This window comes from Streptomyces sp. NPDC029041, from assembly GCF_040637515.1.
GTDB lineage: Bacteria > Actinomycetota > Actinomycetes > Streptomycetales > Streptomycetaceae > Streptomyces.
Genome location: NZ_JBEZWO010000001.1, coordinates 190,938 through 203,557 on the forward strand (window position 1 = coordinate 190,938; position 12,620 = coordinate 203,557).

The following is a 12,620-nucleotide window of genomic DNA, read 5'->3' on the forward strand; positions in this document are numbered from 1 at the left end:
AGAGCCCGGGGAGGGCCGGCTGGAGGAGTTCCTCGCCGACCCGGAGAACGCGACCCTGGACCTGCCCACGGCGGCGGCCCGCTGCACGGAGGCCCTCGGGCTCCAGAGCTCCGTGGTCTATCTGTCCGACATCCAGCAGCGCCGCCTCGTACCGCTCACCGACGTGGTCTCCCCGCTGCTCGTCGACGGCTCCCTCGCGGGCTGGACCTACCGCACCCAGTCCCTGCGCGTGGAGGTGTCCGACGCAGGTGGCATGACGGCCTGGATCCCGCTCGTGGACGGTGCCGAACGCCTCGGCGTCATCGCGGTGCACTCCCCCGCCCTGACACCCGACGTGCTGCGCCGCGGCCGCGCCCTGGCCCAGCTGCTCGCCATGATGATCACCTCCGCGCGGGCGTACCAGGACTCCTTCGTGCGGCGTCTGCGCACCCGGCCGATGCGCCTGCCCGCCGAGATGCTGCGGGCCTTCCTCCCGCCCCGGACGATCGGCACCTCCCATGTCGTGTCGACGGCCGTGCTGGAGCCGGCCTACGAACTCGGCGGCGACGCGTTCGACCACTCCCTGACGGAGACGGCTCTGCACGTCACGGTCCTCGACGCCATGGGGCACAACCTGGCGTCCGGACTCACCACGGCGGTGTCGCTGGCCGCGTGCCGCAACGCCCGGCGCACCGGGGCGGACCTGCCCGAGCTGGTGGAGAGCGTCGACGACGCGCTGTCACAGTGGCTCCCCGACCAGTTCTGCACGGGTGTCCTGGCCCAGCTCGACCTGGCCTCGGGGATGCTGCGGTGGGTCAACTGCGGGCACCCCACCCCGCTGCTCATCCGCGACCGGCGGCCACTGGTCGACGCCATGCGGCGCGAGCCGGACCTGCCGATGGGGCTGCCGTCCCTGCTGACCGAGCGGAGGCGGGAGACGCACGAGATCGCACTGAAGCCCGGCGACCGGGTGCTGATGTACACCGACGGTGTCACGGAGGCCAGGGCCGTCGACGGCGCGGAGTTCGGGCTCGAACAGTTCGCCGATTACATCATCGGGGCGACGGCCGCGGGCGAGCTGCCGTCCGAGACGCTGCGGCGGCTCATCCACTCCATCCTGGACTCGCCGACGAGCCGGCTGCGGGACGACGCGACCATCCTGATGTTCGAGTGGTCGCCGCCCTCCAGGTAGCCGCGAGGCCCGGTCCGGCTCACTTCAGCAGCCGGGACATCCTGCGGTCCGCCAGCGGCTTGCCGCCCGTCTGGCAGGTCGGGCAGTACTGGAGCGAGGAGTCGCTGAAGGACACCTCACGGACGGTGTCGCCGCACACCGGGCAGGGCTCGCCGGTGCGGCCGTGCACGCGCAGCCCGCTCTTCTTCTCCGCCTTGAGCCGCCCGGCCGCCACGCCCCGGGAGCGTTCGACCGCCTCGGTGAGAGTGCCCCGCAGGGCCGCGTACAGCCGCCCCGTCTCCTCCTCGCTCAGAGACGCCGCCAGTTTGAAGGGCGACATCTTCGCCACGTGCAGGATCTCGTCGCTGTAGGCGTTGCCCACGCCCGCGATCAGGCTCTGGTCGCGCAACGCACCCTTGAGCTGCCGCCGTTCACCGGCCAGGAGTTCCGCGAGGCGCCGCTCGTCGAAGTCGTCGGCGAGCGGGTCCGGGCCGAGCCGGGCGACGCCCGGGACCTCCTGCGGGTCGCCCACGACGTACACCGCGAGCCGCTTCTGGGTACCGGCCTCGGTCAGGTCGAACCCGGCGCCGCTCTCCAGGGCCACGCGCAGCGCGAGGGGGCCCTTGCCCGGGCGGGGCGGGCCGTCGGGGAGGCGGTCCTTCCAGTGCAGCCAGCCCGCCCGGGCCAGGTGCGTCACGAGGTGCGGCCCGTCCGCGGTCACGAGGTCGAGGAACTTGCCGTACCGGCGTACGGCCGCCACCTCGTGGCCCTCCAGCGCGGACAGGGGAGGTTCGTACGTCTTCAGGACGCTGATCGCGGCGGGCAGCACCCGTACGATCTCGTGGCCGACGAGGTGCTCGGTCAGGAAGTCCTTGAGCGCCTCGACCTCGGGGAGTTCCGGCATAGGTCCAGAGTGCCACGCGGGATCAGTCCCGGCCGGGCACCACGAACTCGCACCACACGGCCTTGCCGCCGCCCCGGGCCTCCACGCCCCACACGTCGGTGAGCAGCTCGACCAGGAGCAGGCCCCGCCCGGAGACACCCGACTCGCCCGCCTCGCGGCGGCGCGGCAGGGCGCTGGAGGAGTCCGCGACCTCGACCCGCAGCCGGGGCTCGGAGCCGGTGAAGGCGCGCAGGGTGACGAGCGCGGAGCCCTCGGTGTGCATCAGGGCGTTGGTGATCAGCTCGTCGGCGACCAGTTCGATCTCGTCGGCGCGCTCGCCCGCGCCCCAGGCGGCGACCGCGGTGCGGATCATGTGCCGGGTGTCGGCGAGGGCTCCGGGGTCGCCGGGGGCCACGCGTCGCTGGAGCGGGCGGCCGGACTGCGGGCCCTCGGGTCCGCGCCGGCGCAGCAGGAGCAGAGCCACGTCGTCGTCGCCGCCGCGCTCGTCGGCCACCTCGATGAGCCGTTCGGCGAGGTCCCGTACGTCGTCGGGGCCGGTGGCGACGAGCGCGCTCAGGGTGCGCATGCCGTCGTCGAGATCGGCGCCGGGCTGCTCCACCAGACCGTCGGTGCACAGCAGCAGGGTGTCGCCGGGGTCGAGCTCCATGATGGTCACGGGGTACTCGAGACGGCCGAACTCGGCGGACAGGCCGAGCGGCAGCCCGCCGGGCACGGCGACGCGGCGACAGGAGCCGTCGGGGTGGCGCACCAGCGGGTCGATGTGACCGGCCCGGACCATCTGGAGCACGCCGGTGGACAGGTCGGCCTCGGCGTAGAGGCAGGTCGCGGAGCGGTCGGTGTCGAGCTCGTGCAGGAAGACGGAGGCCCGGGCCATCACGGTGGCCGGGGGGTGCCCCTCGGCGGCGTAGGCGCGCAGCACGATGCGCAGCTGGCCCATGACGGCGGCCGCGTGTGTGTCGTGGCCCTGGACGTCGCCGATGACGGCGCCGACCCGGCCGCCGGGCAGCGGGATCAGGTCGTACCAGTCGCCGCCGATGTCCCGGCCGACGGATCCGCCGAGGGTGGCGGCGCGGTAGCGCACGGCGACGTCGGCGCCGGGCACGCTCGGAATGGTGCGGGGCAGCATGGCCTGCTGGAGGCCCTGGGCGAGGTCCATCTCCTGTTCGTAGAACATGGCCCGCTGCAGGCTCTGCGCGATGCTGCTGCCGAGGGCGACGAGGATGTTGCGCTCCTCGGACGTGAAGCCGTACCGGTCGCTGTAGAGCAGGCCCATGGCGCCGATCGGCCGGGCCTGGACGATGAGCGGCAGATAGGCGGCCGAGGTGATGTCGAGGCCGGTGATGTGCGGCCACAGGATCGGGTAACGCTCGGCGAACTCCTCCGGGGACTCGATGAAGCACGGACCGAGGGTGCGGACGGCCTCGCTCATCGGGTAGGGCTCGTCGATCCGGGTGACGCGGGTGCCGGGGACGAAGCTGTCCACGGGGCCTTCGGCGACCAGACGGATGCGGCCGGCCTCGACCAGGCCCATGACCAGACTGGTGGCGCCTAGGTGGACCAGGCCGTGGGTGTCCTTGAGGACGTCGATGACGTCCTGGACGGTGCGGGCGTGGGCGAGGGCGGCCGTGGTGAGTTCCACGACGCTGGTCTGCTGCCGGCGGGCCTCGTCCTGGGCGGCCTGGTCGCGGCGGGCGTCGATCTCGCCGAGTTCCCGGGTGGCGTCCCGGATGATGCCGATGATGCGGCGGGGGCGGCCGGTGTCGTCGCGCCGGATGTAGCCCTGTGTGTGGGTCCAACGCAGGCTGCCGTCGCGGCAGCGGATGCGGAAGTAGGCGCCGTAGTTCTCGCTGCCGTCCTTGAGCGCCTGTGAGACGGCCGTGTCCAGACGGCGGGACTCGTCGGGCGGCACGCGCTTGGCGAGGGTCTCGGGGTGGTCGTCGTACTCGTCGGAGCGCACGTCGAAGATCTCGTGGGCCTGGGCGTCCATCTGCATCAGGCCGGTGTCCAGATCCCAGTCGAAGCTGCCCATCCGGTTGAGCGCGAGGATCGGGTCCGGGTGGGCGGGCCAGTCGTCCGGGAGGGACAGGGCCCTCGCTCCCCGATCAGCCATGGGCCCACCTTGCCAGGGTTCGTCCGATTCTTCGACCGGATGTGCCGAGTGTACGAGCCGCCGCGCCGGATCGGCCCTCGGTTACTGAAGACGCCCGAGGGGCCGCCGGGGATGCGGTCGGCGGCCCGGCCGCCGGAGAATCAGTCCGGTTCCGCCGAGCCGATCGGGGCTGTCCGCTACGACACCGGGCACGGCACTATTGTGTGCTTCGGCCACTTCGGTCACGCAACCGCAGCAACACACCACCGAGCGTGACGACCGGGCCCGGCGCCGCACGGGAAGGAGGCCCCCTCGGCCGTGGAATGGTTCGCCGCATCCGACTACTGGCTGACCCGGCTGGTCTTCCAACGGGCACTTGCGGCCGTGTATCTGGTGGCGTTCCTGACGGCGGCGCTCCAGTTCCGCGCGCTGATCGGCCGGCGCGGCATGCTGCCGGTGCCGCGGTTCGTCGAGCGGGTGCCGTTCAAACGGGCGCCGAGCCTGTTCCACTGGCACTACTCGGACCGTTTCTTCGCGCTCTCCGCAGGGACGGGCTGCGCGGTGTCGGCGGCGCTGCTGGCCGGGCTGGACTCGCTGCTGCCGCTGTGGGGCGGCATGCTGTTGTGGCTGGTGCCGTGGGCGCTGTACCTGTCGATCGTCAACGTCGGTCAGACCTGGTACGCGTTCGGCTGGGAGTCGCTGCTGCTGGAGGTCGGGTTCCTCGCGGTGTTCCTCGGCAACGACGAGGTGGCGCCGCCGGTCGTGGTGCTGTTCCTGCTGCGGTGGGTCCTGTTCCGCGTGGAGTTCGGCGCGGGTCTGATCAAGATGCGGGGCGACGCCTGCTGGCGCAAGCTCACCTGCCTGGACCACCATCACGAGACGCAGCCGATGCCGGGCCCGCTGAGCTGGTTCTTCCACCATCTGCCCAGGCCCCTGCACCGCGTCGAGGTGGCCGCCAACCACGTCACCCAGCTCGTGGTGCCGTTCCTGCTGTTCACCCCGCAGCCCGTCGCGACGGCAGCCGCCTCACTGATGATCGTCACCCAGCTGTGGCTGGTGCTGTCGGGCAACTTCTCCTGGCTGAACTGGATCACGATCGTGCTCGCCCTGTCGGCGGTGCGGTTCCCGGCCGATCCGCCCACGGTGCCCGGCGCCCCGCTGTGGTACGTCGTCGTGGTGCTCGCGGTCTCGGCGCTGCTGCTCGGCCTCGGGTACCGGCCGGTGCGCAACATGGTGTCCCGGCGCCAGGTCATGAACCGTTCCTTCGACCCGCTGCATCTGGTCAACACATACGGGGCGTTCGGCAGTGTGAGCCGGGTGCGGTACGAGGTGGTGGTGGAGGGCACCGCGGACGACGTGCCGCATGCGGACGCGGGGTGGCGGGAGTACGAGTTCAAGGGCAAACCGGGCGATCCGCGGCGCTGGCCGCGCCAGTTCGCGCCCTACCATCTGCGGCTCGACTGGCTGATGTGGTTCGCGGCCCTCTCCCCCGCCTACGCGAACTCCTGGTTCGGGACGCTGGTGGAACGACTGCTGGAGAACGACCGGGACACCCTGAAGCTGCTGCGCCGCTCTCCGTTCCCTCTGGAGGAACCTCCTCGGTACGTGCGCGCCCGCCTGTTCCGCTACCGCTACACGACCTGGCGCGAGCTGCGGGAGACGGGCGCGTGCTGGGAGCGGACGTACGTACGGGAGTACCTGCCGCCGACGCGGCTGGCGGGGCAGGGGCCGTAGCCACTTCCCCGGCGCCCGGGTTTCAGGCGAACCGGCCGGGCTGGTAGTCGCCCGCCGGCTGCTCGAGCATGACGTTGAGCCGGTTCGCGGTGTTCATGAAGGCGATCAGGGTCACCAGCGCCATGAGCTGCTCCTCGTCGTAGTGCTCGGCTGCTCGCCGCCACACGGCGTCCGGCACGCCGCCGGCTCCGTCGGCGATCCTGGTTCCCTGCTCGGCCAGCTCCAGCGCGGCTCGCTCGGCCTCGGTGAAGACCGTGGCCTCCCGCCACGCCGCGACCAGATGGAGACGGACGGAACTCTCGCCCGCCGCGGCGGCCTCCTTGGTGTGCATGTCTACGCAGACCGCGCAGCCGTTGATCTGGCTCGTGCGGAGCGAGACCAGTTCCCGGGTGGCGGCGGGCAGCGGCGACTCCACCACCAGCCGCCCCAGGGAGGAGAACTGCTTCACGACCTTGGTCGCGCTCGGGATGGCGAAGACGTCCAGTCGTGCGCTCATGGTGAGCTCCTCTGCCGTTGTCGGTGCGTACACCCCTATGAGGCAGCGGCTGATCTCGATGTGACATGGACACATGTGACCTGCGCCATAGGGTCCGGTGCGGGCGTCGCGCGCAGGGCGGCCTGTCCCGCGGTACTCCACCGCGTCACACTGGACCGTATGCGGCCACGGGGCACCGCCTGCGCGGCCGCCGGACTGCTGCTGGCCGTCGCGCTGGGCTGCACCGGCGGCGCGGGGGACGGTGCGCCCGTGGCCTCCACGGCACCGGCCCGGGCCGCCCAGGAGACCCCCCGCACCACCCCCTCCCCCACCCCGGCCGATCCCGTCTCCCTCCGGGCCCTGATGCAGCGCGAGCACACCGGCTCCGGCCTTCGCCTCGGCGCGGTGCTCGACCGTACGTCCGCCTACACCCGCTACGCCGTCACCTACGAGGCGAACGGCCTGACGGTCTCGGGGATCATGAACATCCCCACGGGCGAGGGCCCCTTCCCGGCGCTGGTGCTGGCGCACGGCTACATCGACCCGGAGATGTACGTCAGCGGCCAGGGCATGCCGCGCGAGCAGGACCGCCTGGCCCGCGGCGGCTACGTCGTCCTGCACACCGACTACCGCAATCACGCCGGCTCCGAGGAGGACCCGGACAATGACGTGAACCTGCGCCTCGGCTACACCGAGGACGTCATCGGCGCCGCCCTGGCCCTGCGCGACTCCGGGCGCCCGGAGATCGACGGCGACCGTATCGGGCTGTTCGGGCGGTCCATGGGGGGTGGGGTCGTGTACAACACGCTGGTCGTGGCGCCGGGCCTGTTCGACGCGGCGGTGGCGTACGCCCCGGTCAGCGCGCGGCCGGAGGAGAACATCGACCACTTCCAGCGGCCCGACGGCGATCCCCTCGTCGCCGAGATCGAGGAGGAGCACGGCACGCCCGAGGACAACCCGGCGTTCTGGCGGGGCGTCTCCCCGCTCACCCACGCCGACCGCCTCACCGAGCCCCTGCTGGTCCAGCACGGCACCGAGGACGACACCTGCCCCCTCGCCTGGTCACGCGAGGCCGCCGCCACGTTCCGGAAAGCGGGCAAGGACGTCGAACTCCGCACCGTCCCCGGCGAGGGGCACACGTTCGGACCGAAGTGGGCCGCCTCGATGGACGTCTCCGAGGCCTTCCTCGCACGCCACCTGCGCTGAGCCGGTCGCTCCCACGCATCGGTCCGGCCTCGTACGGTCGGCGACCTCGACGCACGGTGCCCACCGGGTGCACAGTTCTCCCTACGTACTCGTCAGTAAGTTTGCCCTCTCCCCTTCCGAGGAGCCGCTGTGACCACGTGGGCCGGCCGCACCGCCGCCGAGATATCCGCCGCCGTACGCGAGAAGCGGGTCACGCCGCGCGAGGTGGTGGCCGAACACCTCGCCCGGATCGAGCGGCTCGACGGCCGGGTCGGCGCCTTCCGCGCGGTGCGCGCGCAGGCGGCCCTGGCCGAGGCGGACGAGGTGGCGGCGCGCGGCGATTTCGCCGAACTGCCGCTGGCCGGGGTGCCGGTGGCCGTCAAGGACAACCTCGCCGTGCGCGGTGAGTCCCGGCGGATCGGTTCGGCCGCCACACCGGACACACCGGCCCCGCAGGACCATGTGACGGTGGCCCGGCTGCGGGCGGCGGGCGCGGTGGTCGTGGGGCTGACGAACGTCCCCGAACTGTGCGTCTTCGGCACGACGGACGGCGTGCTGGGCACCGCCCGCAACCCCTGGGACCCCACGCGTTCGGCGGGCGGTTCGTCGGGGGGCAGCGCGGCGGCCGTGTCCGCCGGGATGGTGCCGATCGCCCTCGGCAACGACGGGATGGGCTCCCTGCGCATACCGGCCGCCAACTGCGGCCTCGTCACCATCAAGCCGGGACAGGGGGTGATCCCGGCCGGCGAGGGCGACAGCACCTGGTTCGGCATGGCGGAGAACGGGCCGCTCGCCACGACCGTCGAGGACGCCCGCCTGATGTTCTCGGTCCTCGCCGGTACCGAGCCCGGCACGGAGCCCGGCCGGCTGCCCGCGCCCGGCGTCCTCAGGATCGCCGTGTCGCTGCGCAGCCCGCTGGCCGGCGTCACCATCGGCCGCCCTTACGCGGCGGCCGCCCGGGACGCGGCGGGGCTGCTGATGAGGGCGGGCCACCAGGTCCGGCGCGCCGACCCGCCCTACCCGATGTCCCTCGCCACGACGTCCCTGGTGCACTGGACGGCGGGCACCGCCGCGGACGCCCGGCCGCTCGACCCGCGGCTGCTGACCCGGCGCACCCGCGTCCACGCCCGGATCGGCCGTCCCTTCCTGCGCACCGTGAGCTCCGGCGCGAGCCGCGAGCAGCTGCGCCGGCGGCTGGAGCCGTTCTTCGCCGAGCACGACGTGCTGCTCACGCCCGCGCTCGCCCGCCGCTCCCCCAAGGCGGGGCCCTGGCACGAGCGGGGCTGGCTGAGCAACGTGCTGTCGAACACGAACTACTCGCCCCTCACGCCCGCGTGGAACCTGACCGGCTGGCCCGCCATGTCCGTCCCCTGCGGCACCCTTCCCTCGGGCGCCCCGTGCGCCGTGCAGCTGGTGGGCCGCCCCGGCACGGAGACCCAACTCCTCGCTCTGGCCGGGCAGCTGGAGGAGCGAAACCCATGGCAGCGCATCGCGCCGATGGACTAGGGTCGGCCGGGTGACTGCCGGGTCGGCCATAGGCCATGCACGAGTGAGGCGCCCGGCCTCGGAGTGAGCGCGGCGGGGGTGACCCCGCCCGGGCCCGCCCGAGAGCCGGAGAGGGCACGCGCCCCGCCTCTCGTCTTCGTTTCCTCGTTCCCGCGCCCCTATCCGGCGCGTCCTCACGGATCCCGAGACTCGGAGAAGAACCCACGCATGTCCCACACCCCGCACGCCACCGAACCGCCGACCACCGTCGTCCGCCTCGATCACACCGTCGTCCACGCCTCCCATCGCCAACTGTCCGCGGACTTCCTGGCGGCCGTCCTGGGTCTGGAGGTCGGCGCCCCCTTCGGCCCGTTCCTGCCCCTCGACCTGGGCAACGGCGTGACCCTCGACTACTACGAGAAGACCGACGAGCCGATCCAGTCGCAGCACTACGCGTTCCTCGTGCCCGAGGAGCGGTTCGACGGCATGATCGACCGCCTGGAGGCGCTCGGCGTCACCTACTACGCCGACCCGGGCCACACCCGGCCCGGCCGGGTCAACGACCTCTTCGGCGGTCGCGGCGCCTACTTCGACGACCCGGACGGCCACAACATGGAGATCATGACCCGGCCGTACGTCCGGCCCTGAGGCGGGCTCCCGGTCGCCTACAACGCCCGGTACATGATGTGCAGTCCCACCCGGCCGTGCCGGGGGTGGTCGAACGCGTCGGGCACCGTGCCGAGGACCGTGAAGCCGAGGGAGGTCCACAGTGACACGGCCGGGTTGGTCTCGACGACGGCGTTGAACACCATGCCCCGGTAGCCGGCGGTCCGGGCTTCGGTCAGGAGGTGTTCGGCGAGGGCCCGCCCGTAGCCCTGGCCGCCCCGGCCGGGGTCGACCATGAAGCCGGCGTTGGCGATACGCGCGGCGGGGCCACCGTAGTTGGGGGTGAGATAGGCGGAGGCGACGACGGCACCGCTGTCGTCCTCGACGACGTAGACGCGTTTCGCCGGGTTCATCCACAGGACCCGGGCCTCCTCCTCGGAGGTGCCCGGGTCCCACGCGTAGGTCTCGCCCGCGGCGACGATGCGGTGCCAGAACGGCCAGATACGAAGCCAGTCGTCAGCCGTTGCTTCCCTGATCAGCATGGGCGCGAGTCTGGCACGGCCCTGCGATCGGAGGTCGCGGAGGGGTGCGCCCGATGTCAGTCGACGCTGGGCAGGATGTGGGGCTCCGCGAGGTCGTCCTCGTAGCCCGCGAGGCGGATCGGGGCCGAACGGGCCCACACGTCGAGGCTGCCGAGCTCGTCGGCCCGTCGGCCGGCGCGCTCGCCGCGTTCCTTGGGGCGCTGATCGCGATTCGTCTTCTCCGGTGTCACCGCGCACTCCTTATGTGTCGGTCACCCTCGGGACGTACGCGCCGGTCCTGCAGCGCCTGACGCCCGCTCGGGCCTCTATGCCAAATGCAGTTCGGACGCGGTGGCGCCGGTCGACTCACGGGAGAGCAGGCCGTGGTGAACCGGCTGGTCCCATGACGGACCGTGGGTGTGGGTAGGACCCCGTGCTGCTGTCCGTCCGCCTCAGACTAACCAAATGAGCAGGGCCCCGCTCGATGGGGCTGAAAACAACCGGTAACGATCGCGCGTCATCCGGCGTTCAACTCCGGTTTACGTACCGATTTGTAGCTGCATACACGTTTCGTGAATCACTCGAACGGCGTACGTCGGCGACGACACTTTTCGGACGGTGCCCAGTTCAGGTGCCGTTGTCCGAGTCGAAAGCCCGCCATGTTCTGCTGCCGTACGGCAACGGCCGCCCCGCGGGACGACTGACGCATGGAGCCGCACAACGGGGGCCCGGCCGACGAGGGTCCGGACCCGGCCCGCAACTCCCCGCCCGGAGGGGGGCACCGGCGGGCGCCACGGGAGGAGAACGCCGCGCTCGTCACCCCCGGCCCTGCATGACCGGCTCAGGGATGCGGCGTACCGCGGGACCGGCCCCCGCGCCGCCCGCCTGCGCCTGACCGGGCCCGCCTACCACTTACCCGGCGCGTAGTCCTTCATGAAGACGCCGTACAGATCCTCTCCCGCCTCGCCCCGCACGATCGGGTCGTAGACCCGGGCCGCACCGTCGACCAGGTCGAGCGGCGCGTGGAACCCGGCCTCGGCGAGCCGCAGTTTGTCGTAGTGCGGCCGCTCGTCCGTGATCCAGCCCGTGTCCACCGAGGTCATCAGGATGCCGTCGGTCTGGAACATCTCCTGGGCGCTGGTCCGCGTCACCATGTTCATCGCGGCCTTCGCGGCGTTGGTGTTCGGGTGCCCGGCTCCCTTGTAGCCGCGCCCGAAGACACCCTCCATCGCGGACACGTTCACCACGTACGCGCGTCCGCTCTCCGCCTTCTTCGCGGCCTCGGCCATGGCCGGACGCAGCTTGCTGATCAGGATGAACGGCGCCGTGTAGTTGCACAGCTGCGTCTCCAGCAGCTCGACGGGCGAGATCTGCTCGATCGTCTGCACCCAGGTGTTGGAGTCGACCACGTCGGGCACGAGACCGCCCGCGTCGATCGCCGTGCCGTCCAGGTGGCGCTCGACGCTGGCGTTGCCCGCGACCAGGGCGAGGTCGGCGACCTTCTGGGCGTCGAGGCCGCTGGTCCCCAGCGGCAGCGCGGCGATGCCGTCGACCGCGCCGGAGTTGAAGGCGCCGATCACGTGATGGGCGGGCAGCTCACCGGCGGGCAGCGGGGCGCTCTCACCCTCGACCAGCGCGGCGTAGGCCGAGGGCAGGCGGCGCACGGTCTGGGTCGCGTTGTTGACGAGGATGTCGAGCGGTCCCGCCTCGGCGACCTGTTCCGCGAGGGCCACGGCCTGTGCCGGGTCGCGCAGGTCGATGCCGACGACCTCCAGGCGGTGCATCCAGTCCGCGGAGTCGTCCATGGCCTTGAAACGGCGGATGGCGTCCTTGGGGAAGCGCGTGGTGATCGTGGTGTGCGCGCCGTCGCGCAGCAGCCGCAGCGCGATGTACATGCCGATCTTGGCCCGGCCGCCGGTGAGCAGGGCCCGCTTGCCGGTGAGGTCGGCGCGGACGTCGCGCTTCTCGCGGTTCACGCGGGCGCAGTCCGGACAGAGCTGGTGGTAGAAGTAGTCGACTTCCACGTACCGGGTCTTGCAGGTGTAGCAGGAGCGGGGGCGCTGGAGTATGCCCGCGATCCGGCCCTCCTCGGTGGCCGACGACGGCAGCAGCCCCTCCGTCTCGTCGTCGATGCGCTGGGCGGAACCGGTCGCCGTGGCCTCCGTGACCGCCTTGTCGTGAGCGGTCTTGGCGGCCCGGCGCTCCTGGCGGCGGCGCTGCTTGACCGTGCGGTAGATTCCGGCGGTGGCCCGGCGCACCGCGATGGCGTCCGGGTGGTCGACCTCCAGCTTGTCGAGTTCCTCGAGCACGCTGAGGCAGACGGCCAGGCGCTCCGGGTCGATGCCGGGTCCGTACGGGAGCCCGCCGGCCTCGTCCATGGCCTGCGGGCCGTCCTGTGTCACCGTCATCGCCGCTGTCGTTCCCTGCTCTGCCCTCGCGGCGCGCCGGTCGCGCCCGCTTTCGAAGGGCGG

At 72.1% G+C, this 12,620-nt stretch carries 11 protein-coding genes; 5 read left to right on the forward strand and 6 right to left on the reverse strand.

What is annotated here, in order from left to right:
• The first annotated feature begins 19 nt into the window (after positions 1–19).
• The gene (locus AB0F04_RS00890) at positions 20–1,171 is read left to right on the forward strand and encodes a SpoIIE family protein phosphatase (protein WP_362037290.1); all 1,152 of its coding nucleotides are present in this window, start codon (positions 20–22) and stop codon (positions 1,169–1,171) included.
• A gap of 19 nt (positions 1,172–1,190) precedes the next feature.
• Here the strand turns inward: AB0F04_RS00890 and AB0F04_RS00895 are convergent, their stop codons facing one another.
• The gene (locus AB0F04_RS00895; protein WP_362036307.1) at positions 1,191–2,054 is read right to left on the reverse strand and encodes a DNA-formamidopyrimidine glycosylase family protein; all 864 of its coding nucleotides are present in this window, start codon (positions 2,052–2,054) and stop codon (positions 1,191–1,193) included.
• Between the two features lie 22 nt (positions 2,055–2,076).
• The gene (locus AB0F04_RS00900) at positions 2,077–4,164 is read right to left on the reverse strand and encodes a SpoIIE family protein phosphatase (protein ID WP_362036308.1); all 2,088 of its coding nucleotides are present in this window, start codon (positions 4,162–4,164) and stop codon (positions 2,077–2,079) included.
• A gap of 297 nt (positions 4,165–4,461) precedes the next feature.
• On the opposite strand from AB0F04_RS00900, the gene AB0F04_RS00905 reads away from it, so the two are divergent.
• Positions 4,462–5,877, forward strand: a complete 1,416-nt coding sequence (locus AB0F04_RS00905; RefSeq protein WP_362036310.1) for a lipase maturation factor family protein — start codon at positions 4,462–4,464, stop codon at positions 5,875–5,877.
• 22 nt (positions 5,878–5,899) lie between these two features.
• On the opposite strand, the gene AB0F04_RS00910 is transcribed toward AB0F04_RS00905, so the two are convergent.
• The gene (locus AB0F04_RS00910; RefSeq protein ID WP_362036312.1) at positions 5,900–6,373 is read right to left on the reverse strand and encodes a carboxymuconolactone decarboxylase family protein; all 474 of its coding nucleotides are present in this window, start codon (positions 6,371–6,373) and stop codon (positions 5,900–5,902) included.
• A 159-nt stretch (positions 6,374–6,532) separates the two neighbouring features.
• Between AB0F04_RS00910 and AB0F04_RS00915 the strand changes: the two genes are divergently transcribed.
• The 3 genes from AB0F04_RS00915 to AB0F04_RS00925 all read left to right on the forward strand — a co-directional run bounded on the left by AB0F04_RS00915 (position 6,533) and on the right by AB0F04_RS00925 (position 9,670).
• Positions 6,533–7,558: a prolyl oligopeptidase family serine peptidase gene (locus tag AB0F04_RS00915; RefSeq protein WP_362036314.1), complete on the forward strand. Its 1,026-nt coding sequence runs from the start codon at positions 6,533–6,535 to the stop codon at positions 7,556–7,558.
• Positions 7,559–7,687: 129 nt separating this feature from the next.
• Entirely contained in the window at positions 7,688–9,043 is a 1,356-nt protein-coding gene (locus tag AB0F04_RS00920) for an amidase family protein (RefSeq protein ID WP_362036316.1), read from the forward strand.
• A gap of 207 nt (positions 9,044–9,250) precedes the next feature.
• On the forward strand, positions 9,251–9,670 hold the full coding sequence (locus tag AB0F04_RS00925) for a VOC family protein (RefSeq protein WP_362036318.1): 420 nt from the start codon (positions 9,251–9,253) through the stop codon (positions 9,668–9,670).
• 17 nt (positions 9,671–9,687) lie between these two features.
• On the opposite strand, the gene AB0F04_RS00930 is transcribed toward AB0F04_RS00925, so the two are convergent.
• The 3 genes from AB0F04_RS00930 to AB0F04_RS00940 all read right to left on the reverse strand — a co-directional run bounded on the left by AB0F04_RS00930 (position 9,688) and on the right by AB0F04_RS00940 (position 12,557).
• The gene (locus AB0F04_RS00930; RefSeq protein WP_362036320.1) at positions 9,688–10,170 is read right to left on the reverse strand and encodes an N-acetyltransferase; all 483 of its coding nucleotides are present in this window, start codon (positions 10,168–10,170) and stop codon (positions 9,688–9,690) included.
• 56 nt (positions 10,171–10,226) lie between these two features.
• Positions 10,227–10,400 (reverse strand): hypothetical protein, encoded by a 174-nt coding sequence (locus AB0F04_RS00935; protein WP_167526749.1) that lies wholly within the window; start codon positions 10,398–10,400, stop codon positions 10,227–10,229.
• 654 nt (positions 10,401–11,054) lie between these two features.
• Positions 11,055–12,557, reverse strand: a complete 1,503-nt coding sequence (locus AB0F04_RS00940) for an SDR family NAD(P)-dependent oxidoreductase (protein WP_362036322.1) — start codon at positions 12,555–12,557, stop codon at positions 11,055–11,057.
• Between the last annotated feature and the right edge of the window lie 63 nt (positions 12,558–12,620).

Coding starts and splice junctions, on each gene's coding strand:
- AB0F04_RS00895 (WP_362036307.1), bottom strand. CDS start 2,054: ATGCCGGAACTCCCCGAGGTCGAGGCGCTCAAGGACTTCCTGACCGAG.
- AB0F04_RS00900 (WP_362036308.1), bottom strand. CDS start 4,164: ATGGCTGATCGGGGAGCGAGGGCCCTGTCCCTCCCGGACGACTGGCCC.
- AB0F04_RS00910 (WP_362036312.1), bottom strand. CDS start 6,373: ATGAGCGCACGACTGGACGTCTTCGCCATCCCGAGCGCGACCAAGGTC.
- AB0F04_RS00915 (WP_362036314.1), top strand. CDS start 6,533: ATGCGGCCACGGGGCACCGCCTGCGCGGCCGCCGGACTGCTGCTGGCC.
- AB0F04_RS00925 (WP_362036318.1), top strand. CDS start 9,251: ATGTCCCACACCCCGCACGCCACCGAACCGCCGACCACCGTCGTCCGC.
- AB0F04_RS00930 (WP_362036320.1), bottom strand. CDS start 10,170: ATGCTGATCAGGGAAGCAACGGCTGACGACTGGCTTCGTATCTGGCCG.
- AB0F04_RS00940 (WP_362036322.1), bottom strand. CDS start 12,557: ATGACGGTGACACAGGACGGCCCGCAGGCCATGGACGAGGCCGGCGGG.